Genomic DNA, 22,623 nt, shown 5'->3' with positions numbered 1-22,623 from the left:
TAACGTTAGAGCGATTTACTGAAGGTGTTGCACTGAGCCGGATCGCCACTATCAAAGCCGCGTTTCAGCCAGGTGTAGCGCTGCTGGGAAGTGCCGTGGGTAAAGCTATCGGGAACCACGCGGCCCTGACTCTGCTGCTGCAAACGATCATCGCCAATCGCTTCAGCGGCGTTCAGGGCCTCTTCGAGGTCACCGGCTTCCAGGATGCCCTGCTTTTGCATATTGTGACCCCAGACGCCAGCAAAGCAGTCGGCCTGGAGTTCCATGCGTACAGAGAGACGGTTCACTTCAGCTTCAGAGGCATTTTGCTGCATCTGGCGTACTTTAGGCTCGATGCCGAGCAGCTTTTGCACGTGGTGGCCAACTTCATGGGCAATCACGTAACCCTGCGCGAAATCACCGCCTGCGCCAAGTTTGCTTTTCATGTCGTCGTAGAAGGAGAGGTCGATATAGACCGTGGTATCGGCTGGGCAGTAGAACGGCCCCATCACGGATTGCCCGGTGCCGCATCCGGTACGGGTGGCGCCACGGTACATCACCAGACGCGGAGGCTGATAGGTTTTCCCCATCTCTTTGAATTGCTGCGCCCAGGTGTCTTCGGTAGTAGCAAGGATCACCGAGGTAAATTTCGCGGCTTCGTCATCTTTTGGCTGACTCACGCGCTGGGAGGACTGCTGCTGACCAATCGGCTCGCCGGTCATCAGGCCGGTTAAATCCACGCCGTAATAACCCGCAACCACCACGACAATCAGCAAAATAATGCCGCCCTTGCCGCTAGGAATACGAAAACCGGGGCCGCGCCCCATTCCCTGAGAGTCGGAACTGTTCCGCCGGTCTTCCACATTGTCGCTTTCGCGACGACCTTGCCAACGCATAACTACCTCGATCTTATCTTATCAATATACTGGTAGATCGTAGGCGGTTACGGACGGGATTACCACTGGAAATGTAGGATGCGTCATGCCGGCATCGCGTCGCCTCCGCAGGCCCCACGATGCCGGAGAGAGGGAGTAAAACTTAGTCCAGCTTGACGCCTAAACGGTGCGCCACTTCTTCGTAAGCTTCAATCAGGCCGCCCAGGCTCTGGCGGAAGCGATCTTTGTCCATTTTATCCATGGTCTTTTTATCCCACAGACGGCTTCCGTCTGGCGAGAATTCATCGCCCAGCACAACTTCACCTTTGAACAGACCGAACTCCAGCTTGAAGTCGACCAGGATAAGCCCGGCGTCGTCGAACAGTTTTTTCAGCACGTCGTTAGCCTTGAAGGTCAGCTCCTGCATACGCGCCAGATTCTCTTTGCTCACCCAGCCAAAGGTTTCGCAGTAGGATTCGTTAACCATCGGGTCGTGCATGGCGTCGTTTTTCAGGAACAGATCGAACAGCGGTGGGTTCAGCTCGATACCTTCTTCAATCCCTAAACGTTTCACCAGTGAACCGGCCGCGCGGTTACGCACCACGCACTCTACCGGCACCATATCCAGTTTTTTAACCAGACACTCGGTATCGGACAACAGCGCTTCCATTTGAGTCGGGATACCTGCTTCCGCCAGCTTGCTCATAATGAAATGGTTGAACTTGTTGTTCACCATGCCTTTACGATCGAACTGTTCAATGCGGGCACCATCTCCTGCTGACGTATCGTTACGGAATTCGAGTACCAACAGATCCGGGTTTTCGGTGCTGTATACGGTTTTCGCTTTACCACGATACAACTCAGCTAGCTTTTGCATCTTTGTCACTCCAGTGATGATTAACGATACTCGTCGTCATTCAGGTTAAAGGCCGCGTTGGATTCGTTCCTGCAACTTGAATGATATAGAGCCTAAAAATTTGTGCTTTTCTGCTGACGCACACGTTTGCGTCACTATACAGAAAAAAGGGCTGGATTGCTCCAGCCCTTTTAAATTACTTCGTAAATGCGGCCTGGAATGCGGCTACCAGGGCGTCATTTTGCGACTGCGTCAGCGTGTGACCTTTCGGATCGATGAACTGCAGGCTACTACGGTTATCAAGGTCACCGACCTGAAGTTTGTAGTCGCCGGACACCAGACCCGGGTCGCTTGCGCCGAGATCGCGCCAGCGGCTGTCAGACAGCGGCTTATAGGTTACCGCAATGCTGCCCTGAGAGCGGGTGCTGTCGGTTACTTTCATGCCCACTTTTTCCAGGGTAGCTGGCAGACGCTGCCATACCTGGTTAAACGGTGCACGCACCACTAGCATTGGCAGACCGGTATCATCTGAAGCGCTCTGGACGTCAAAGGTTGCACCTGCGGTACCACGGGAAGCATTGGCCGCATCGGTAGCGTTCTTGTCCAGACCCGCCGAGATAACGTTCAGCATTTCAGCGCTATAGCGCTGCAGCGAAGCGCGATCGGCAACGGCTTTACCTGCTTGTTCGAGGTTAACCAGTTTAACCATTACCGCCTGCTGGTAGCCCTGAGGCTGCACGGAGATTTGATAACGACCGCGATACTGCTGGTCTTCATCAAGGCGGTTCCAGTCGACCCAGTCTGTGTTCAGCGTTTGGCTAGCATCATCACGTTTGGTAATGGTGTAGTTTTTCCCCTGAACGATGCTGACAACCTGTGGCCACAGGGAGCCGCTGCGGCTGTTTTCAACCAGCAGCGTGGCCGTGTCGCCGGTAAACTGGGTGCGCGCACCGGAGACCAGCGCCAGCGCCTGAGCCGGCGGACGGATATCCAGCGCCTTGCCTACGGCACCGCTGCCGTTAGCGACCGGGATGTTGTAGTCGCCATTTTCAATCGGCAGGATCATCCCCGCAGGGGCGTGAAGTTCACCTAACGGTGCGGCGTCCAGGTAGGATTCATCACCGCTCACCTGGCGCTTATAGCGCGAGTCGGAACTACAGGCTGCAAGCAGTAGAACCAACGAAACACCCGCGACCTTCGCCAGGCGCGACTTCTGTACTGAGTAAGCCATCAAATCTCCCTAAACTTTACAGCAAACCGGCATGCTTCAATGCGGATGCCACCACATCACGACCGTGGTCGGTGATCGGTGTCATCGGCAAGCGCATGGTATCGGTCGCCACAAGTCCCAACTCCTTACATGCCCATTTCACTGGGATAGGATTGGGTTCGACAAATAATTTATTGTGTAGCGGCATCAAACGCTGGTTGATGATACGCGCCTGCTCAAACTGACCGGCTGCAGCCAGTTTGCACATTTCCGCCATATCACGCGCAGCAACGTTCGCCGTTACCGAAATGACGCCATGACCGCCCAGCTGCATGAAGTCCAGCCCGGAAGCATCATCACCGCTAAGCAGGATGAAATCGTCTGAAACCAGCTCTTTGATCTGGTGAACACGACTTAAGTTCCCCGTGGCTTCCTTAATCGCGATAATATTTTTTACTTTCGCAAGGCGACCTACGGTTTCCGGCAGCATATCGCAACCGGTACGCGACGGCACATTATACAGGATTTGCGGCAGGTCAGTATGTTCAGCAATCGCTTTGAAGTGCTGGAACAGTCCTTCCTGGGTCGGACGGTTGTAGTACGGGGTTACCGTCAGGCAACCGACAACGCCGGTATTGTTAAAACGCTGGGTCAGGCTAATCGCCTCTGCGGTTGCATTTGCCCCCGTTCCGGCAATAACTGGAATACGGCCATCGGCCAGCTCCAGCGTGGTCATCACCACGTCGCCATGCTCTTCGTGGCTGAGCGTTGCGGACTCGCCGGTAGTCCCTACCGACACAATCGCCGAGGTTCCGTTGGCGACATGGTAATCAATCAGTTTTTTCAGGCTTGAACGGTCGACATTACCTTTTTCATCCATCGGCGTGACAAGCGCTACAATACTTCCCGTGAACATGGGCCATCCTCTGTGCTGACGTGCGGACATGAGTCTCAATGGTACGTTTGGTCTTGTAATAAAAGCAAGAGACTGAAGCCCTTCAGAATGTTGTATGCCGGTTTTTTTTATGCTTTCCTAGGGTATACCGCACCTTTTTAAAGGAAGAACAGGTTTGACAGCCTCATTACAACACTATCTGGTTATTACAGCCCTGGGCGCGGATCGCCCTGGCATCGTCAATACGATCACTCGTCACGTCAGCAGCTGCGGCTGCAATATCGAAGACAGTCGTTTGGCCATGCTGGGAGATGAGTTCACTTTTATTATGCTGCTTTCCGGCACCTGGAATGCGATTACCCTCATTGAATCGACTCTGCCGCTAAAAGGGGCGGAACTGGACCTGCTGATTGTGATGAAGCGCACTACCGCTCGCCCACGTCCGGCGATGCCCGCCACCGTGTGGGTTCAGGTGGAGGTTCCGGACTCCCCGCACATCATCGAGCGTTTTACCGCCCTGTTTGATAGCTGGGAGATGAATATCGCCGAGCTGGTTTCACGTACCCAACCGGGGAGCGATGAAGGCACAGCGCAGCTATTTATCCAGATAACTGCCCATAGTCCCGCTACGCAAAATGCATCAAATATTGAGCAAGCGTTCAAAGCCCTATGTACAGAATTGAAAGCGCAAGGCAGTATAAACGTGATTAATTATTCACAGCATGATGAACAGGATGGAGATGAGTAATGAACCCACTGAAAGCCGGTGATATCGCACCGAAATTTAGTTTGCCCGATCAAGACGGCGAGCAAGTAAATTTGACCGACTTCCAGGGACAACGAGTTCTGGTCTATTTCTACCCGAAAGCGATGACTCCTGGCTGCACCGTGCAGGCTTGCGGCCTTCGCGATAATATGGACGAACTGAAAAAAGCGGGCGTAGAGGTTCTGGGTATCAGCACCGATAAACCAGAAAAGCTCTCCCGTTTCGCTGAAAAAGAGCTGCTGAACTTCACGCTGCTCTCCGATGAAGATCACCAGGTCTGCGAGCAGTTTGGTATTTGGGGCGAAAAAACCTTCATGGGTAAAACCTATGACGGTATTCACCGTATCAGCTTCCTGGTGGACGCTGACGGCAAAGTTGAACACGTATTTGATGACTTCAAAACCAGCAACCACCACGACATCGTGCTGGGCTGGCTGCAAGCGAACGCGTGAGAAACGAATGAATCAAAAAAGCCGACGTTATGTCGGCTTTTTTATTATCAGGACTCGTCGTCCACCACCAGACCATCCGGCCAGGCATGCACTACCGCCTTAATCAGCGTAGCGAGCGGAATCGCAAAGAAGACGCCCCAGAAGCCCCACAGCCCGCCGAAAATCACCACCGACAGAATAATCACCAGCGGATGCAGGTTTACCGCTTCAGAGAACAACACCGGTACCAGCAGGTTGCCGTCCAGCCCCTGAATAATCAGGTACACCGCAAACAGGCTCCAGAACTCGGTGCCAAGGCCGAACTGAAACAGCGCCACGCAGACCACCGGTATCGTCACCACGAAGGCACCGATGTACGGGATCAGTACGGAGAGCCCGACCAGCACCGCCAGAAGCAGCGAATAGTTCAGGCCAAACATCAGGAAACCGAGCCAGGTGGCAATCCCCACCACCACCATTTCCAGCACTTTGCCGCGAATATAGTTGGTGATCTGCTGGTTCATCTCTTTCCACACCTGGCCTGCCAGCCCGCGGTTACGCGGCAGCACGCGACGCACGGCATTGAGCATCTGCTCTTTGTCTTTGACCAGGAAAAAGACCATTAGCGGTACCAGCACCAGATAGACCGCCAGCGTCAGCAGCCCCACCAGCGAAGCGACTGAATATTTCACCACCGAATCGCCCATGGTCAGCATGCGGCTGCGCATGTTTTCCGCCATCGCATCAATAATGCCTGCATCCATCAGCGCGGGGTACCGGCGCGGCAGCGTCGCGGCGAAATCCGACAGCTTATTGAGCATGCCGGGCATATCGTGAATGAGGTTAATCCCCTGCTGCCAGGCAATCGGCATCACCACAAATGACATGAGCAGCAGAATACCGACGAACAGCACCAGCACCACGCTGGTCGCCCAACTGCGTGACCAGCCCAAACGCTCCAGTCGAACGGTAGGCCACTCCAGCAGATACGCCAAAACGAGTGCTACCAGTAAGGGGGCCAGCAGACCGCTGAAGAAAAAAAGAATGCAAAAACCGGCCACCAGAATAACTAGCAACGCTATCGCTTCGGGGTCGCTAAATCGGCGACGGTACCACTGCATCAACATCTCGAGCATAAATCTATTCCCTGAGGCCTGTGTTTTCATACAGAAGATGAATTGTATCTAAGTGTCACAAAAAAGACTCCGCTTTTTATAATTATCCCACAATCATGCAATTATCATTTTCAACGAGGAAGCAGATAGATACACTCGCAGAGCGGCTTTTTACGGAACGTAACGGTACGCTATAGGTCAAAACAGGCACATCCCACATTACAGGATAGAGGTTATGTTCAGGCAGTTGAAAAAAACGCTGTTGGCATCCCTTATTGCGACACTTGCGCTCGGCCAAATCACCCCCGCGTTTGCGGATTCTGCGGACGATTTGCCGGATATAGGCACGTCCGCAGGAAGCACGCTCTCCATCGGTCAGGAGATGCAGATGGGGGATTACTATGTTCGACAACTGCGCGGAAGCGCACCGCTGATTAACGACCCGCTGCTGGTTCAATACATTAATTCATTGGGTATGCGACTGGTCTCGCACGCCTATTCCGTCCGTACGCCATTTCATTTCTATCTGATCAATAACGACGATATTAACGCCTTCGCCTTCTTCGGTGGGAACGTGGTGCTTCACTCTGCGCTGTTCCGCTACTCGGATACTGAGAGCCAGTTGGCGTCGGTCATGGCGCACGAAATCTCCCACGTGACTCAGCGCCACCTGGCGCGTGCGATGGAAGATCAGAAGCGTAATGCCCCACTAACGTGGGTCGGCGCATTAGGCTCTATTCTGCTGGCGATGGCCAGCCCGCAGGCCGGTATGGCGGCGCTGAGCGGTACTCTTGCGGGTACCCAGCAGGGCATCATCAGCTTTACCCGTCAGAACGAAGAAGAAGCCGACCGCATTGGTATTCAGGTATTGCAGCGGTCGGGCTTTGATCCGCAGGCCATGCCGGCCTTTATGGAAAAACTGCTCGATCAGTCTCGCTACTCATCGCGCCCGCCGGAAATGCTGCTCACTCACCCCCTGCCGGAAAGCCGTCTGTCAGATGCGCGCAACCGTGCTAACCAGATGCGTCCGGTAGTGGCACAGTCCTCAGCCGATTTCTATTTCGCCAAAGCACGTACGCTCGGCATGTACAATTCTGGAAAAAATCAACTGGGTACCGACCTTCTCGACAGTTGGTCAAAAGGGAATGTCCGCGAGCAGCACGCTGCTCAGTACGGCCGGGCGCTGCTGGCTATGGAAGCAAAAAACTACGCTGAAGCCAGTAAACAGCTGCAGCCGCTGCTGAGCGCCGAGCCGCAAAATGCCTGGTATCTCGATCTGGCCACCGATATCGATCTTGGACAGAACAAAACGGCGGAAGCCGTCAATCGTCTGAAGAATGCCCGCGAACTGCGTACCAACCCGGTGCTGCAGCTAAACCTTGCCAACGCCTTGCTTGAAGCAGGCCAGGCTGGTGAAGCCGCGACCATTCTGAACCGCTACACCTTCAGCAATAAAGAAGATACCAACGGCTGGGATCTGTTGGCTCAGGCGGAAAATAAGCTGGGTAACCGCGATCAGGAGTTAGCAGCCCGCGCTGAAAACATGGCGCTGGTAGGCCGGCTGGATCAGGCGATCTCACTGCTGAGCGCCGCCAGCGCGCAGGTGAAATTACGCAGCCTACAGCAGGCTCGCTACGACGCCCGCATCGACCAGCTACGCCAACTGCAAGAACGCTTCCGCCCCTATCAGAAAATGTAACAGGAGAGACTATGACGGAGTCGGTCACTATCTACCATAACCCGCGCTGCTCAAAAAGCCGCGAGACCTTAAGCCTGCTAAAGGATAACGGCGTCGAACCGAACGTTGTGCTCTATCTTGAGACACCGCCGGATACCGCAACGCTGCATAAGCTGCTGAAGATGCTGGGTATGACCAGCGCCCGCGAACTGATGCGCCAGAAAGAAGATCTCTATAAATCGCTGAACCTTGGCGACAGTCAGCTTAGCGAAGAAGCATTAATTCAGGCGATGGTAGAAAATCCGAAGCTAATTGAGCGCCCGATTGTCGTGAACAACGGCCAGGCCCGCATCGGCCGCCCGCCGGAGCAGGTGCTGGAAATCATCGGCTAAATACGGCTACCGCCGCAGCGCTTCTAAGAAAGCCTGCGGCGTCATATTTCCGAGCTTTTTCTGCTCTTTCCCGCCATTAAAAATCGAACACAGCCTGGCGACCAGCTCGTCTGGCGTACAGACGCGTGCAGCAGGAATAATCTCTGCCAGCGGCAGCGTCACCGCCACGGCTAATCGCTTATTCACCGCCGGCGTCGTGCGCGCTGAAATCCCCTGCTCCGCTAACCGCCTTTCGAGTGCATTCACCCAACCTTCGTTCAGCCACTCATCGCCCTGTATCTCAACAGATTGGATATCACCGGGAAACTGTTTCAGCACGTCATCCAGCCAATTGACCACCAGTGACGCCGACATCCCGGAGTATATGCGCGCATAGCACCAGCCGCTCACCGGCTCCTGCGCCCACAGTAAATGATGGTCGCCATCATCATCCATATGCAACGATAAAAAGCGGTAATGCAGCGTTAACGACTGCGCTTTAATACCGGCCTTTAGCGCTTTTTTACCGCTTAGCGTCTCACGGACTCCGCGATGATATGACGGCTTCAGATAGCGGTTTAGCGTCGCGCGGGAGAGTGGGATCTCCAGCCCTTGCACCACCATAAACAGCAGATCGTCCAGTGGCGCCTTGAGAATGTCCCGCAGGGCATTAATCAATACGATCTGCTCTTGTCTCATCGCTTTGTGTACAACTGTTGGCGTGGTACTACGATCTGCCGTCTGCTGCCGATTTCGCCAGCGGCGTACCGTCGTCACTGAAATCCCCAGCTCCAGCGCCAATTCACGGTCACTTTTATTCGATTCCTGAAGATATTTCCGGACCCTTGGCGTCGTTGTTGCGTTCGCGTGCAGCTTTATTTCCATAAAAAACCCATCAATAATGATAACTAATCATATGAGATTTATATTAATTAAGTCGATACGATGTGACCCGTTTCACCTTTCCGCCATCAGCTTTCTTCGATAATCCTTTCGTCGTTTTCTATTACATAACACACACAATGTCCGTTAATCTTATACGGAGTTCACAATGAACAATGTTCTGGGATTTTTAGAAGAGAAATTGATGCCGATTGCTGCGAAAACCGCCCAGCAACGTCATCTCGGCGCCATCCGTGGTGCATATGTCTCCTTTATGCCTTTCATCATCGTTGGATCTATTCTGCTGGTCATTTCGTCGTTCCCGAATCAGAGCTACCAGCAATTTATGTCTCACAGCTTTGGTAATAACTGGAGCGCCATCATTGAGATCCCGTTTAACGCGGTGTTCTCCACCATGTCGCTGTTCATCAGCTTTCTCGTGGCCTATCGGCTGGCCGAGCATTATGGTAGCGACCGTATCTCATGCGGCATTCTGGCGCTCGTCAGCTTCCTGATTTTGACACCGTTTATCAAAGTGGCCGATAACGGCGGCATTACGGTAATGCCGGTTGAATGGATTGGCACCAAAGGGCTGTTTGTCGCCATGATTGGCTCGCTGCTGTGGACCGAGTTGTTCTGCTGGCTCAAGCGCAAAAAGCTGGTCATCAAGATGCCGGAAGGCGTACCGCCTGCCGTGCAGGAATCATTCGCTGCACTCATTCCTGCGCTGGTCGTAATGATTCTGGTGCTAGCGATTCGTATCGGTTTTGAAAACACCCACTATCAAACCATCCATCAGTTTATCTATGAGGTGGTGGCAACGCCGGTACGCCATTTCGGTACCTCCTATTTTGGCGCACTGATGACCGTCTTTAGCATCACCATATTGTGGTCAGTCGGGATTAACTCCGGCTCAATGGTCAACGGCATCATTCGTCCACTGTGGATGGAAAACCAAACTGACAATATCGCCGCCATCCAGGCCGGCGTCACCCCGCCGCATATCATCACCGAGCAATTCTTTGACATGATCTGGATGGGCGGCGCCGGCGCGACGCTGTCGCTGGTGATAGCAATGCTTATCTTCGCTCGGAGTAAAAGCATGCGTGAAGTGGCGCGGCTTGGGGCTGGGGCATCGGTCTTTAACATCAACGAACCGGTACTGTTCGGCCTGCCGGTGATCATGAACCCTATCATGCTGATCCCGTTCAACCTGGTGCCGCTGGTGCTGGTGACGATTCAGTATGTGGCAATGAAAATTGGCATGGTGGCGGTCACCACTGGGGTGTTTATTCCGTGGACGCTACCGCCGGTTATCAGCGGATTTATCGTCACCGGGCATATTTCCGGGAGCGTGATGCAGATACTGAACCTGCTGATTGGCGCAATGCTCTATCTGCCGTTTATGCGCATTCTCGACAAGCAGTACCGCAGTGCAGAAATAAGTGAAGCTCAGGGATCCAATACGCTAGCAAAACAGGAGTAAGAGATGTGGGGAATAATTGCAACCTGGCGTATGGCGCTGGAAGGCGTTAGCGAATCCGCCACCGCGCTGGCTGGCGGGAATAAAGCGACGACATCGGTGGTGGACGCCGTGGTCGCCGTCGAGGATTTTCCATTCTACAAATCGGTGGGCTATGGCGGCCTGCCCACCGAGAACGGCGAAGTCGAACTGGATGCCGCCTGGATGGACGGTGATACGCTGGCCTTTGGCGCGGTGGGCAACCTGATTGATATTGCCAATCCCGTCAAGGTGGCGCATGCGCTGGGCCGCCAGCGTTACAACTCTCTGCTGGTTGGCCAGGGCGCACGCGAATGGGCGCTCAGCCAGGGGTTTAGCGATAAAAAAATGCTCACCGAACGGGCAATGCAGCACTACCGCAAACGCTGCCGCGAAACGCTGGATAAAGGGCTCAGCCCGTACGATGGCCATGACACCGTCGGCGTTATCGCGTTGGATAAGCAAGGCTCGATGAGCGTGGCGACCTCCACCAGCGGCCTGTTTATGAAAAAACGCGGGCGCATTGGCGACTCGCCGATTATCGGCTCAGGTTTCTACTGCGACAGTGAAATCGGTGCCGCCACGGCGACCGGCGTTGGTGAAGACCTGATGAAGGGTTGCACCAGCTATGAGATCGTCCGCCGTATGGAACAGGGAATGACCCCACAGCAGGCGGCCGACTCCGTGGTATACGAGCTCGAAGATAAACTGATGTCACGCTTTGGCCGCGCGGGCGACCTGTCCGTCGTCTGTATGAACCGTAAAGGCGAGTTTGGCGCGGCCACCAATATCAAGACCTTCTCTTTTGTCGTGGCGACCGCAACACAGCCGCTAACGGTCTTCCGCGCGGAGCGCATCAAAGAGAAAACCCACTACTATCCGGTGGACGATGCCTGGATGCAGGCCTATGCCGATCGCATCCGCGCGCCCATCGAGGAGTAAATGATGATTAACTACCGTCTATTTACGGCGCTGACCAGCGAACTGGCGCAGGGCCATCTTATTACCTTCCCTGGCAGCGCTTTGCTTTTGGAAAATCAGCTGCGTGATAATCCGCTGATTGCGGAACTGGTGGCGCAGGCCGAGCAGGGCAAGCTGGCGGATACCCGTTTCGGCTGTGGTCCCTTCTCTCGCATAACCCTTCTTCCGCTCAGCGTTTGGCAAGATAGCCTGACCGACTCACTCCTGACGCACATTCGCCCGCTGTTCGCCGCGCCGGTTTGTGAGGATGTCCTTCTGGACTGTAGCGACATTGATGACACGGTCCTGGCGAAAACGCTGCGCTTTCTCTTCAATCAGGCGCATAAATTAACCGATTTGGGGCTGAAAACTGTCGGTGAACGCGGCGTAACGCTACGCCGCGTCAACGCTTTTTGTGCGGGCACCGACGCATCGCGGCTGGAGAGAGTATTCGCTCAGCAACAGGCCATCGCCAACGGCATGGTCGCTGCGCGTCGGCTGGCGGATATCCCATCGGAACAGTGCACACCGCAGTTTGTTGTGGAAGAGGCTCAGCGACTGTGTGCCACCGTGCCAAACCTGCGCTGCGAAGTGCTCGACGAAAGCGCCATTGTTGAACAAGGTCTTGGCCTACTGCACGCGGTGGGTAAAGGATCCAGTCGCCCTCCTCGCCTGCTGGCCATCCACTACGATGGCGCAAGCAGCGGCCCGGTACGCAGCTATGTCGGTAAAGGTATCACCTTCGATACCGGCGGGTTGTGGCTGAAAGAAGGAGCCGGCATGTACACCATGAAGTACGACATGTGCGGCGCGGCTAACGTGCTGGGGCTGATGCTGAGCATTGCCGAGCTGAAGCTACCGGTGCGCGTCATGGGCGTGCTGGCACTGGCAGAAAACGCCATTGGACCCAACGCTATGCAGCCGGGGAGCGTGGCTCGCGCCTGTAACGGTATGACGGTGGAAATTAACAACACCGACGCCGAGGGCCGGCTGGTACTGTCCGATGCTATCGCCTGGGCCAGTAAACGCCATGAGCAAACGCGTTATATTATCGATTTGGCCACGCTGACCGGAGCCGTCGTCAAGGCATTGGGCTACGAGTTAAGCGGCTTGATGACTCAGGATAACACTCTGCGTAGCGCCCTGACTGTCGCCGGTGAGCAGAGCGGTGATGAAGTGTGGTCACTGCCGCTGGATGCGCGGCTGAAAAAGCAAACCGAAAGCGCCATTGCTGATTTATGCAATACGCCAACCAACAATGCGGCGATCAGCGCCTCTGCCGCATGGCTATTGCACCACTTCTGCCCAGCCTATATTCCGTGGGCACATCTTGACGTCAGCGGTACAGCGCTGTGGCGAGAAGGTGGGAAAAGCGTGGCGTCAGGCAGGCCGATTCCGCTGCTCATGCAGCATCTGTTGAACGACCTGGCGGTTGAAGAATAACGTTTGGTACTATGACAAAAGGCCTGATGGCACTACGTCTATCAGGCCTTTTTGTTGGCTAGAGCTTAAGGATCTCTTTCACAAACGGGATTGTGAGTTTGCGCTGCGCGGTTATCGACGCGTGATCGAGCTGATCGAGCGTTAAGAACAGCGTGCGCATTTCACGATCGAGACGTTTAAGCAGAAAACGGCAGACATCTTCCGGCATCTCAAAACCCCGCAGGCGCGCGCGCAGCTGCAAGGCCTGAAGCTTATCTTCGTCCGAGAGCGGCTGAAGCTTGTAGATTTGTCCCCAGTCGAGACGTGAAGCCAGATCCGGCAGGCCCAGATTAAGCTGACGCGGCGGCCGATCGCCGGTTATCAGCAGGCGCGTATTGCCCGATTCGAGAATGCGGTTATACAGGTTGAAGATCGCCATCTCCCACAGCTCATCCCCGGCGACACATTCAATATTGTCGATGCATACCAGCGAAAGCTGCTCCATCCCATCAAGCACTTCCGGTACAAACCAGGTGCGCTTATCCAGCGGCACATAGCCTACCGCATCGCCACGCTGCGACAGTTCGGCACAGGCAGCATGCAGCAGATGACTACGGCCAGCACCTTCGCGCGACCAGATATAGATGTATCCGCTGTGCTCTTGCCGCAGTACGTTTTGTACGGCAGCAAGTAAAGAGGGGTTATCGCCCGGCCAGAAACTCGCGAAAGTTTCATCATCGGGAAGATAAAGTGGCAAAGAGAGCTGTGCCGGTGCGTTCAGAGAGACCTCAACATGGGCTTACGAAAAAACCCGGTGAGTTTAACACAGAAATTAGCGTGGAGAGAACCGGGCGGCGATCCCGCCCGGCTTTAGGATCAATGGGTAGTTTGATCGCTATCTTCAGCGTCCAGGACCACTTCTTCCGGACGCAGTACGCTAATCAGTTTGAAGACCAGGCTCAGGCAGATCCCAACGATAGTCGCCAGCGCCATCCCTTTCAGCTCCGCAGCACCGATATGCACCTTCGCGCCGCTCACGCCAATAATCAGAATGACGGAGGTCAGGATCAGATTCTGCGCTTTGCTGTAGTCGACTTTCGATTCAATCAGCACGCGGATACCGGACGCACCAATGACGCCGTACAGCAGCAGAGAAACGCCGCCCATCACCGGCAGTGGGATAATCTGAATCGCTGCCGCCAGTTTACCGACGCAGGAAAGCAGAATCGCGATGATCGCCGCGCCGCCGATAACCCAGGTACTGTAAACACGGGTGATCGCCATGACGCCGATGTTTTCACCGTAGGTGGTGTTCGGCGTGGAGCCAAAGAAGCCGGAGATGACGGTAGACAGGCCGTTCGCAAACATCGAGCGATGCAGGCCAGGGTCACGAATCAGATCTTTCTTCACGATATTCGCCGTGACCACCAGGTGCCCGACGTGTTCCGCAATCACCACCAGTGCAGCAGGCAGAATGGTGAAGATAGCAAACCATTCAAAGCGCGGGGTGTAGAACGTTGGCAGCGCGAACCAGTGTGCTTCGGCAATCGGCGTAGTATCAACAACACCCATCACGAAGGAGAGCGCGTAGCCAACCAGAACCCCGATAAGAATCGGGATAATCGCCAGGAAGCCGCGGAACAAAACGGAACCAAAGACGGTGACGCCCAGCGTGACCAGCGAAATGATGATGGTTTTGGAATCTGCGGATTGCCCATCCGGTGGCAGCAGACCGGCCATATTTGCCGCGACGCCCGCCAGCTCCAGACCGATAACGGCAACGATTGCGCCCATAGCCGCCGGAGGGAACATCACGTCCAGCCAGCCGGTACCGGCTTTCTTCACGATAAAAGAGACGAGACAGAACAGCACGCCGCACATAATAAAGCCGCCCAGCGCGACTTCGTAGCCTAACGGCAGCAGCAGCAGAACCGGAGAAATAAAGGCAAAGCTCGACCCCAGGTAAGCCGGGATTTTTCCCTTACAGATAAAGAGATACAGCAGCGTACCGAGACCGTTAAACAGCAGTACGGTAGCTGGGTTAATGTGGAACAGAACCGGCACCAGCACGGTTGCGCCAAACATGGCAAATAAATGCTGCAAGCTAAGCGGGATAGTTTGTAAAAGCGGCGGTCTTTCACTTACCCCAATGGCACGGCGCGTCATGGTGTTTTTCCTCTGTTGTGTTATTAGCCCAGTTGTTTTTATTCAAAAAAAAGCCGACTCTCAAAGTCGGCTCTTTTTAATTTTTCGTTTACTTGGTACCAAAGATCTTATCGCCGGCATCGCCGAGTCCCGGAATAATGTATCCGTGCTCGTTGAGGCCCTGGTCAATTGACGCAGTGTACAGCTCGATATCCGGATGCGCTTTTTCCAGCGCTGCGATACCTTCCGGTGCGGCGACCAGTACCAGAACCTTGATGCTGGAGCAGCCCGCTTTTTTCAGCAGGTCGATGGTGGCGATAACGGAACCGCCGGTGGCCAGCATTGGGTCAACGATCAGCGCCATGCGCTCATCAATGTTGGAAACCAATTTCTGGAAGTAAGGTACCGGCTCCAGCGTCTCTTCGTCACGATACATGCCGACAACGCTGATGCGCGCGCTTGGCACGTTTTCCAGCACGCCGTCCATCATGCCCAGGCCTGCGCGCAGGATTGGCACAACGGTAATTTTCTTGCCCTTGATCTGGTCGATTTCTACCGGGCCATTCCAGCCTTCGATAGTCACTTTTTCGGTTTCCAGACCGGCGGTGGCTTCATAAGTCAGCAGGCTACCGACTTCGGAGGCGAGTTCACGGAAGCGTTTGGTGCTGATGTCGTTCTCGCGCATCAGGCCCAGCTTGTGTTTGACGAGTGGGTGTTTAACTTCCACAATCTTCATTCTCTTTCTCCTTTGAATGGGTCAGCCACAAAAAAAATCGCCGGATTATACCGCTTTTTTTTGATTGCGCCATACCCATGTTGATTGACCAGGATCAAGCAAAGCGGTGAATGGAACTGCTGACAGTATAAGTCAGGATAAAAATAAACCCCGACAAGCGGGGTTTTATTTTGCATATTCAGCGAGTTAAAGCTCGCTGCCGTTGGTCGCAATAACCTGTTGATACCAGGCAAAAGATTTTTTACGACTGCGGGCCAGCGTGCCGTTCCCTTCGTTATCTTTATCCACATAGATAAAGCCGTAACGCTTTTTCATCTCACCGGTGCCAGCAGAAACCAAGTCAATACAGCCCCACGGAGTGTAGCCCATCAGATCCACGCCATCCTCAACAACCGCTTTCTTCATTTCAGCGATATGCGCCGCTAGATAGTCGATACGATACTGGTCATTTACCGTGCCGTCCTTCTCCAGCACGTCGATGGCGCCAAATCCGTTCTCAACGATAAACAGCGGCAGCTGATAATGGTCGTAGAACCAGTTCAGCGAGTAGCGCAGGCCGACAGGGTCAATCTGCCAGCCCCAATCTGACTTCTGAACGTACGGGTTGGACACCAGACTGGTGGTCTCATCGTAGTCCAACTGCGGGTTATCCGGCGTGGCTTTGGTCGCAAACGACATATAATAGCTAAAGCCGATATAGTCGACGCAGCCTTGGGTCAGCGCCTGGCGATCCTCATCAGTGATATCCAGTTCGAAACCACGACGCTCAAAGTAGTTCAGCAGGTGCTGCGGGTATTTGCCACGCACGTGCACATCGGTGAACCAATAGCGACGGTGCATAGCGTTCATCGCCATCATCATATCGTTTGGCGCACAGGTCAGCGGATAGATTGGGCACATGGCAATCATGCAGCCCACCTGCAGCGAAGGATTTATTTCACGCGCCGCTTTAACCGCCAGCGCGCTCGCCACCAGCTCGTAGTGCGCCGCCTGATACATGACCGGTTCACGATCCTCACCCGGCTGATACTTGAGACCGGAGTTGGTGAACGGCGCAAAATCTTCGTGGAAGTTAGCCTGGTTGTTGATTTCGTTAAACGTCATCCAGTACTTCACTTTGTGCTGATAGCGGGTAAACACCACTTTCGCAAAGCGGACGAAAAACTCAATCAGCTTACGGTTGCGCCAGCCGCCGTACTCGGTGACCAGGTGATACGGCATTTCAAAGTGCGACAGGGTAATGACCGGCTCGATGCCTAATTTCCGACACTCGTCGAACATATCATCATAAAACTGCAGACCAGCTTCGTTCGGCGTCAGCTCGTCGCCGTTAGGGAAAATACGCGTCCAGGCAATAGAAGTACGGAAGCATTTATAGCCCATTTCAGCGAACAGCTTCAGGTCGTCTTTATAGCGATGATAGAAATCAATGGCTTCATGGTTTGGATAGTTTTTCCCCGGCAGCACGCCGTCGGTAATCTCGCGCGGAACGCCGTGTGCGCCGGCGGTCATCACATCCGCGACGCTGATGCCCTTGCCGCCTTCTTTCCAGCCACCTTCCAGTTGATGTGCAGCTACCGCGCCGCCCCAGAGAAACCCAGCTTTAAATCCAGACATATCTTTCCCTCGTTAATCAGTAAGTTATCGCTGCGAGTATTGCTGATTGAAATGATAAACCGCGCCAATCAGCCCGGCGTCATTGCCGTGGCTGACCGTATCGATGTAGTCGGCGATGCCGAACCAGGCCAAATGCTTACGCATCAGCGCCAGAAAACCGGGGCGCTCCACGATGCCGCCGCCGATAAGAATAGTTTGTGGGTCAAACAGATTGACCAGGTTATAGAGCCCGGAGCCAAGACCATTAAAGAATTCCGCCACCAGACGCTGGCAAACAGCATCACCCGCATCAAAGCCATCGAAGATCTCTTCACCGGTGACAGCATCCAACGGTATACCTATATGTTGTGCATAGCGATGGCGCAGAACGCGCAGCGTGCAGTTTTCATTCATGGTGTAGCGGCGTACATCACGGCCGCCGGGGCGTGAGGTTTGCATATAGCCGAATTCACCGGCGCGAAAACGCGCACCGTGGACCAGTTGGTTATTGCAGAAAATCGCGCCGCCGATGCCAGTGCCGATGGTCAGAACCAGGAAGTTTGCCATCTCCGTCGCCTTCCCCTGCCAGCGTTCGGCCAGCAGGACGCAGTTGGCGTCGTTTTCAATGGCAACGGGTAAACCACAGCGCTCTTCGAGCCATGCCTTAATGGCGAAGTTATCAAACCGGCGGATAGCACCGCCCATTTCGATAAAACCGGTATGCGGGTTGACGTAGCCCGGCGCGCTAATCGCAACACCGGTACACTCAGGATGAGCGGCAATCCAGGCTTCAATGGCTGAAAGAATTTGCTCACCGTCGCTATTGCTGATGGGCTGCTTTCCTTTTTCCAGCAATTCACCATTTGCATCGACTACGCCCATTTTTAACGCTGTACCACCAATATCAAAGGCAGCGATTTTCATTCCATTCATCCCTTCTGGCCGCATTTAAATCGATTAGTCTGGTATCTGTAACAAAAACAGAAACCGGTTTCAGTCATATGATGTGGATTCTGTTCAGTGGATGCAAGGACAAGGATGTACCCGGTTTCATTTTCGTGAGCAGTATCATATTTGACCGATTTAATGTCTGAAAAGGCGGAAAAATCAGGTGTTAAAAATTGGGTGCAGAATAGGCTCGCAAACGTTTGCCTGGACTGATAGAATTGCGCCGATTTTTCTTGCTAACGCAAACGCGTGGAGACTTAGCAGTGACCGACAAAACCTCTCTCAGCTATAAAGATGCCGGTGTTGATATTGACGCAGGAAACGCTCTGGTTGACCGTATCAAAGGGGTGGTGAAGAAAACTCGCCGTCCGGAAGTGATGGGTGGATTAGGTGGGTTCGGCGCATTGTGTGCGCTGCCGCAAAAATATCGCGAACCGGTGCTGGTTTCAGGCACTGACGGCGTTGGCACAAAGTTACGCTTAGCGATGGATTTAAAACGTCACGATACCATCGGTATCGACCTGGTTGCCATGTGCGTTAACGATCTGGTCGTTCAGGGCGCTGAGCCGCTGTTCTTCCTCGACTACTATGCCACTGGCAAACTGGACGTCGATACCGCCGCTAGCGTGATCAGCGGTATCGCTGAAGGCTGTCTGCAGTCCGGCTGTGCGCTGGTGGGTGGCGAAACCGCCGAAATGCCGGGCATGTATCACGGTGAAGATTATGACGTCGCCGGTTTCTGCGTTGGCGTCGTTGAGAAATCAGAAATCATTGACGGCAGCAAAGTGGCCGACGGCGACGTGCTGATTGCTCTCGGCTCCAGCGGCCCGCACTCCAACGGTTACTCTCTGGTGCGCAAAATCGTAGAAGTCAGCGGTTGCAACCCGGACACCACCCCGCTGGAAGGCAAAACCCTGGCCGACCATCTGCTGGCCCCAACCCGCATTTATGTGAAGTCTATTCTCGAGCTGATTGCCAGCGTTGACGTTCACGCCATCGCCCACCTCACCGGCGGCGGTTTCTGGGAAAACATTCCGCGCGTTCTGCCGGATAACACCCAGGCGGTGATCGACGAATCCTCCTGGCAGTGGCCAGCCGTATTCAACTGGCTGCAGGATGCCGGTAACGTGAGCCGTCACGAAATGTACCGCACCTTTAACTGCGGCGTCGGTATGGTGATTGCACTGGCCGCCGATCAGGCGGACAAAGCGATTGCGCTAATGAACGAAAAAGGTGAAAACGCGTGGAAAATCGGCTATATCAAAGCCACTGATTCCGAACAGCGTGTGGTCATCGAATAAATGAAAAACATCGTGGTGCTGATATCCGGCAACGGCAGCAATTTACAGGCAATTATCGACGCCTGTGAGCAAAAAAGGATTAATGGCACCATTCGGGCGGTTTTCAGCAATAAGGACGACGCGTTCGGCCTTGAGCGCGCACGTGAAGCGGGTATCCCCCAGCACGCGCTGGCCGCCAGCCAGTTTGCCAGTCGGGAAGCCTTCGATCGCGAATTGATGCATGAAATCGACGCCTATGCCCCGGATGTTGTCGTTCTGGCAGGCTATATGCGTATCCTCAGCGCCGATTTTGTTCAGCATTATCACGGAAAGCTGCTGAATATCCATCCGTCGCTGTTGCCCAAATATCCGGGTCTGAATACCCATCGTCAGGCGCTGGAAAACGGCGATACGGAGCACGGAACGTCTGTGCATTTCGTCACGGAAGAGCTGGACGGCGGGCCGGTGATTTTACAGGCCAAAGTGCCGGTTTTCGACGGTGACGACGAAGACGAAATCACCTCCCGAGTGCAGGTTCAGGAACATGCTATCTACCCGCTGGTGGTGGGCTGGTTCCTGGATGGTCGCCTGAAAATGCAGGATAACCATGCATGGATTGATGGCGTCAGGCTGCCGCCGGCAGGCTACGCCGCGGACGAATAAAACGTACCGATACCGATTTTCAGGAGGGCCACTACGGCCCTCTTTTTTATGCCTGAAAACTGCCTATTTAGCGTCAGTATAAACAGCAAAAAAGACTTAGATATCAAAAAGAATAATGAATATTTTCTTATGGGAAATAGGATTACTGTCATACTTAGCTGACACAGTTGGACATCGTCCGGCAAAGCTAGCAATATAAACAGTGAGACGACTTTGCCGCGTCCCGTGAACAAACCGGAGTGTGAGTAGTAATGGGTCAGGAAAAACTGTACATCGAAAAAGAACTAAGCTGGTTGTCATTCAACGAGCGCGTCCTCCAGGAAGCGGCAGACAAAAGCAATCCGCTGATTGAGCGTATGCGTTTTCTGGGGATTTACTCCAACAACCTCGACGAGTTCTATAAGGTCCGTTTCGCGGAGCTCAAGCGGCGGATTATCATTAGCGAAGAACAGGGCGTGACCACGCACTCCCGCCACCTGCTGAGCCGGATTCAGGCACGGGTACTGAAAGCCGATCAGGAGTTTGATGGTCTGTACAATGAGTTGCTGCTGGAGATGGCGCGCAACCAAATCTTCCTGATTAACGAACGTCAGCTTTCCGTCAATCAACAAAGCTGGCTGCGTCACTATTTCAAACAGCATTTGCGCCAGCATATCACCCCGATTCTGCTGAACCGGGAAACCGATCTGGTGCAGTTCCTGAAAGACGATTACACCTATCTGGCGGTGGAAATTATTCGCGGTGACGAAATTAACTATGCGCTGCTGGAAATTCCATCGGATAAAGTACCGCGCTTCGTTAACCTGCCGCCTGAAACTCCACGCCGACGTAAGCCAATGATCCTGTTGGATAACATCTTGCGCTACTGCCTTGATGATATCTTCAAAGGCTTCTTCGACTACGATGCGCTGAACGCTTACTCGATGAAGATGACCCGTGACGCCGAGTACGATCTGGTGCACGAAATGGAATCGAGCCTGATGGAGCTGATGTCTTCAAGTCTCAAGCAGCGTCTGACCGCCGAGCCGGTGCGCTTTGTCTATCAGCGCGATATGCCCGATGCCATGGTTGAGATGCTGCGTAAGAAACTCACCATTTCACGCTATGACTCGATCGTTCCCGGCGGGCGCTATCACAACTTCAAAGACTTTATTGGTTTCCCGAACGTCGGCAAAGCCAATCTGGTGAATAAACCGATGCCGAGACTGCGCCACGTTTGGTTTGATAAGTTCCGCAACGGTTTTGATGCCATTCGCGAACGCGATGTGCTGCTCTACTACCCATACCACACTTTTGAGCACGTACTGGAACTGCTGCGTCAGGCCTCGTTCGATCCCAATGTGCTGGCCATCAAGATCAATATTTACCGCGTGGCCAAAGATTCGCGCATTATTGATGCCATGATTCACGCCGCCCATAACGGCAAGAAAGTCACCGTGGTGGTCGAGCTGCAGGCGCGTTTTGATGAAGCGGCAAACATTCATTGGGCGAAGCGTCTTACCGAAGCGGGCGTCCACGTGATCTTCTCCGCCCCGGGCCTGAAAATTCACGCCAAATTGTTCCTGATTTCGCGTAAAGAAGGGGATGACGTGGTGCGTTATGCCCACATCGGTACCGGTAACTTCAACGAAAAAACCGCGCGAATCTACACCGACTATTCGCTGATTACCGCCGACGCGCGTATCACTAACGAAGTGCGCCGGGTGTTTAACTTTATCGAAAACCCCTATCGTCCGGTGAGCTTTGATTACCTGCTGGTATCGCCGCAAAACTCTCGTCGTCTGTTGTACAGCATGATTGACCAGGAAATTGCCAATGCCCAAAACGGCATTCAGGCCGGCATTACCCTCAAACTCAACAACCTGGTGGATAAAGGGCTGGTTGATCGTCTGTATGCGGCCTCAAGTTCCGGCGTACAGGTGAATCTGCTGATCCGCGGAATGTGCTCGCTGATCCCTGAATTAGAAGGGATCAGCGATAATATCCGAGTGATCAGTATCGTTGACCGTTTCCTTGAACACGATCGGATCTATATTTTTGATAACGGCGGCGATAAGCGGGTGTATCTCTCCTCCGCGGACTGGATGACCCGTAATATCGATTACCGTATTGAAGTTGCAACGCCACTACTCGACCCGCGTCTCAAACAACGGATCCTCGATATTATCGATATCCTGTTTAGTGACACGGTGAAAGCCCGTTATGTCGATAAAGAACTGAGTAATCGCTATGTTCCGCGCGGTAACCGACGCAAAGTCCGTGCGCAGCAGGCGATCTACGATTATCTCAAATCACTTGAACAGCCTGACTAACC

21 protein-coding genes are annotated in these 22,623 nt (G+C 53.9%); 10 read left to right on the top strand and 11 right to left on the bottom strand.

Annotated features, from left to right (window positions below):
* Nucleotides 1-5 precede the first annotated feature (5 nt).
* The 4 genes from ypfJ to dapA form a co-directional block, all read right to left on the bottom strand.
* The gene (gene ypfJ / locus KCR01S_RS11905) at nt 6-875 is read right to left on the bottom strand and encodes a KPN_02809 family neutral zinc metallopeptidase (RefSeq protein ID WP_061282947.1); all 870 of its coding nucleotides are present in this window, start codon (nt 873-875) and stop codon (nt 6-8) included.
* Between the two features lie 142 nt (nt 876-1,017).
* Complete coding sequence (purC, locus tag KCR01S_RS11900; protein WP_035891480.1) at nt 1,018-1,731, bottom strand: phosphoribosylaminoimidazolesuccinocarboxamide synthase; 714 nt, start codon at nt 1,729-1,731, stop codon at nt 1,018-1,020.
* A gap of 175 nt (nt 1,732-1,906) precedes the next feature.
* Nucleotides 1,907-2,941 (bottom strand): outer membrane protein assembly factor BamC, encoded by a 1,035-nt coding sequence (gene bamC, locus KCR01S_RS11895; RefSeq protein WP_061282946.1) that lies wholly within the window; start codon nt 2,939-2,941, stop codon nt 1,907-1,909.
* 16 nt (nt 2,942-2,957) lie between these two features.
* Entirely contained in the window at nt 2,958-3,836 is an 879-nt protein-coding gene (gene dapA, locus KCR01S_RS11890) for a 4-hydroxy-tetrahydrodipicolinate synthase (RefSeq protein WP_061282945.1), read from the bottom strand.
* 154 nt (nt 3,837-3,990) lie between these two features.
* Between dapA and KCR01S_RS11885 the strand changes: the two genes are divergently transcribed.
* A complete protein-coding gene (locus KCR01S_RS11885; RefSeq protein WP_061282944.1) occupies nt 3,991-4,563 on the top strand; it encodes a glycine cleavage system transcriptional repressor in 573 nt (190 codons plus the stop codon).
* Nucleotides 4,563-5,033 (top strand): thioredoxin-dependent thiol peroxidase, encoded by a 471-nt coding sequence (gene bcp, locus KCR01S_RS11880; RefSeq protein ID WP_052282327.1) that lies wholly within the window; start codon nt 4,563-4,565, stop codon nt 5,031-5,033. The genes KCR01S_RS11885 and bcp overlap by 1 nt, the downstream gene beginning before the upstream one ends.
* Nucleotides 5,034-5,080: 47 nt before the next feature.
* Here the strand turns inward: bcp and KCR01S_RS11875 are convergent, their stop codons facing one another.
* Nucleotides 5,081-6,148: an AI-2E family transporter gene (locus tag KCR01S_RS11875; RefSeq protein WP_061282943.1), complete on the bottom strand. Its 1,068-nt coding sequence runs from the start codon at nt 6,146-6,148 to the stop codon at nt 5,081-5,083.
* Nucleotides 6,149-6,362: 214 nt separating this feature from the next.
* On the opposite strand from KCR01S_RS11875, the gene bepA reads away from it, so the two are divergent.
* Nucleotides 6,363-7,826 (top strand): beta-barrel assembly-enhancing protease, encoded by a 1,464-nt coding sequence (gene bepA / locus KCR01S_RS11870; protein WP_061282942.1) that lies wholly within the window; start codon nt 6,363-6,365, stop codon nt 7,824-7,826.
* An 11-nt stretch (nt 7,827-7,837) separates the two neighbouring features.
* Nucleotides 7,838-8,197 carry an arsenate reductase (glutaredoxin) gene (gene arsC / locus KCR01S_RS11865; protein WP_061282941.1) on the top strand — a complete coding sequence of 120 codons (360 nt, stop codon included), beginning with the start codon at nt 7,838-7,840 and terminating at the stop codon, nt 8,195-8,197.
* 6 nt (nt 8,198-8,203) lie between these two features.
* On the opposite strand, the gene KCR01S_RS11860 is transcribed toward arsC, so the two are convergent.
* Nucleotides 8,204-9,061, bottom strand: coding sequence for a hypothetical protein (locus KCR01S_RS11860; RefSeq protein WP_061282940.1), 858 nt, complete (start codon nt 9,059-9,061; stop codon nt 8,204-8,206).
* Between the two features lie 166 nt (nt 9,062-9,227).
* Between KCR01S_RS11860 and celB the strand changes: the two genes are divergently transcribed.
* Genes celB through KCR01S_RS11845 form a run of 3 tightly spaced genes read left to right on the top strand, consistent with a single transcriptional unit; the run spans nt 9,228 to nt 12,962 of the window.
* On the top strand, nt 9,228-10,544 hold the full coding sequence (gene celB / locus KCR01S_RS11855; protein WP_061282939.1) for a PTS cellobiose transporter subunit IIC: 1,317 nt from the start codon (nt 9,228-9,230) through the stop codon (nt 10,542-10,544).
* Between the two features lie 3 nt (nt 10,545-10,547).
* Nucleotides 10,548-11,501: a glycosylasparaginase gene (locus KCR01S_RS11850; RefSeq protein WP_061282938.1), complete on the top strand. Its 954-nt coding sequence runs from the start codon at nt 10,548-10,550 to the stop codon at nt 11,499-11,501.
* A 3-nt stretch (nt 11,502-11,504) separates the two neighbouring features.
* Nucleotides 11,505-12,962, top strand: coding sequence for a leucyl aminopeptidase family protein (locus tag KCR01S_RS11845; RefSeq protein ID WP_061282983.1), 1,458 nt, complete (start codon nt 11,505-11,507; stop codon nt 12,960-12,962).
* A gap of 58 nt (nt 12,963-13,020) precedes the next feature.
* Here the strand turns inward: KCR01S_RS11845 and KCR01S_RS11840 are convergent, their stop codons facing one another.
* The 5 genes from KCR01S_RS11840 to bglK form a co-directional block, all read right to left on the bottom strand.
* Nucleotides 13,021-13,722: a DnaA inactivator Hda gene (locus KCR01S_RS11840; protein ID WP_072129040.1), complete on the bottom strand. Its 702-nt coding sequence runs from the start codon at nt 13,720-13,722 to the stop codon at nt 13,021-13,023.
* Nucleotides 13,723-13,817: 95 nt separating this feature from the next.
* Nucleotides 13,818-15,107 carry a uracil permease gene (gene uraA / locus KCR01S_RS11835; protein ID WP_052282318.1) on the bottom strand — a complete coding sequence of 430 codons (1,290 nt, stop codon included), beginning with the start codon at nt 15,105-15,107 and terminating at the stop codon, nt 13,818-13,820.
* 88 nt (nt 15,108-15,195) lie between these two features.
* A complete protein-coding gene (gene upp / locus KCR01S_RS11830; RefSeq protein WP_035891452.1) occupies nt 15,196-15,822 on the bottom strand; it encodes a uracil phosphoribosyltransferase in 627 nt (208 codons plus the stop codon).
* A gap of 186 nt (nt 15,823-16,008) precedes the next feature.
* On the bottom strand, nt 16,009-17,439 hold the full coding sequence (locus KCR01S_RS11825) for a 6-phospho-beta-glucosidase (protein ID WP_061282937.1): 1,431 nt from the start codon (nt 17,437-17,439) through the stop codon (nt 16,009-16,011).
* 24 nt (nt 17,440-17,463) lie between these two features.
* The gene (gene bglK / locus KCR01S_RS11820) at nt 17,464-18,342 is read right to left on the bottom strand and encodes a beta-glucoside kinase BglK (protein WP_061282936.1); all 879 of its coding nucleotides are present in this window, start codon (nt 18,340-18,342) and stop codon (nt 17,464-17,466) included.
* A 287-nt stretch (nt 18,343-18,629) separates the two neighbouring features.
* Between bglK and purM the strand changes: the two genes are divergently transcribed.
* The 3 genes from purM (at nt 18,630) to ppk1 (ending at nt 22,621) form a co-directional block, all read left to right on the top strand.
* Nucleotides 18,630-19,667, top strand: a complete 1,038-nt coding sequence (gene purM, locus KCR01S_RS11815) for a phosphoribosylformylglycinamidine cyclo-ligase (RefSeq protein WP_061282935.1) — start codon at nt 18,630-18,632, stop codon at nt 19,665-19,667.
* Nucleotides 19,668-20,309 carry a phosphoribosylglycinamide formyltransferase gene (gene purN, locus KCR01S_RS11810; RefSeq protein ID WP_061282934.1) on the top strand — a complete coding sequence of 214 codons (642 nt, stop codon included), beginning with the start codon at nt 19,668-19,670 and terminating at the stop codon, nt 20,307-20,309. It abuts the gene before it with no gap.
* A gap of 251 nt (nt 20,310-20,560) precedes the next feature.
* Entirely contained in the window at nt 20,561-22,621 is a 2,061-nt protein-coding gene (gene ppk1, locus KCR01S_RS11805; protein WP_061282933.1) for a polyphosphate kinase 1, read from the top strand.
* The last annotated feature ends 2 nt before the right edge of the window (nt 22,622-22,623 follow it).

Source organism: Kluyvera cryocrescens NBRC 102467, assembly GCF_001571285.1.
In the GTDB taxonomy this organism is placed as follows: Bacteria; Pseudomonadota; Gammaproteobacteria; order Enterobacterales; family Enterobacteriaceae; genus Kluyvera; species Kluyvera cryocrescens.
This window is presented reverse-complemented; position numbering and strand designations above follow the sequence as displayed.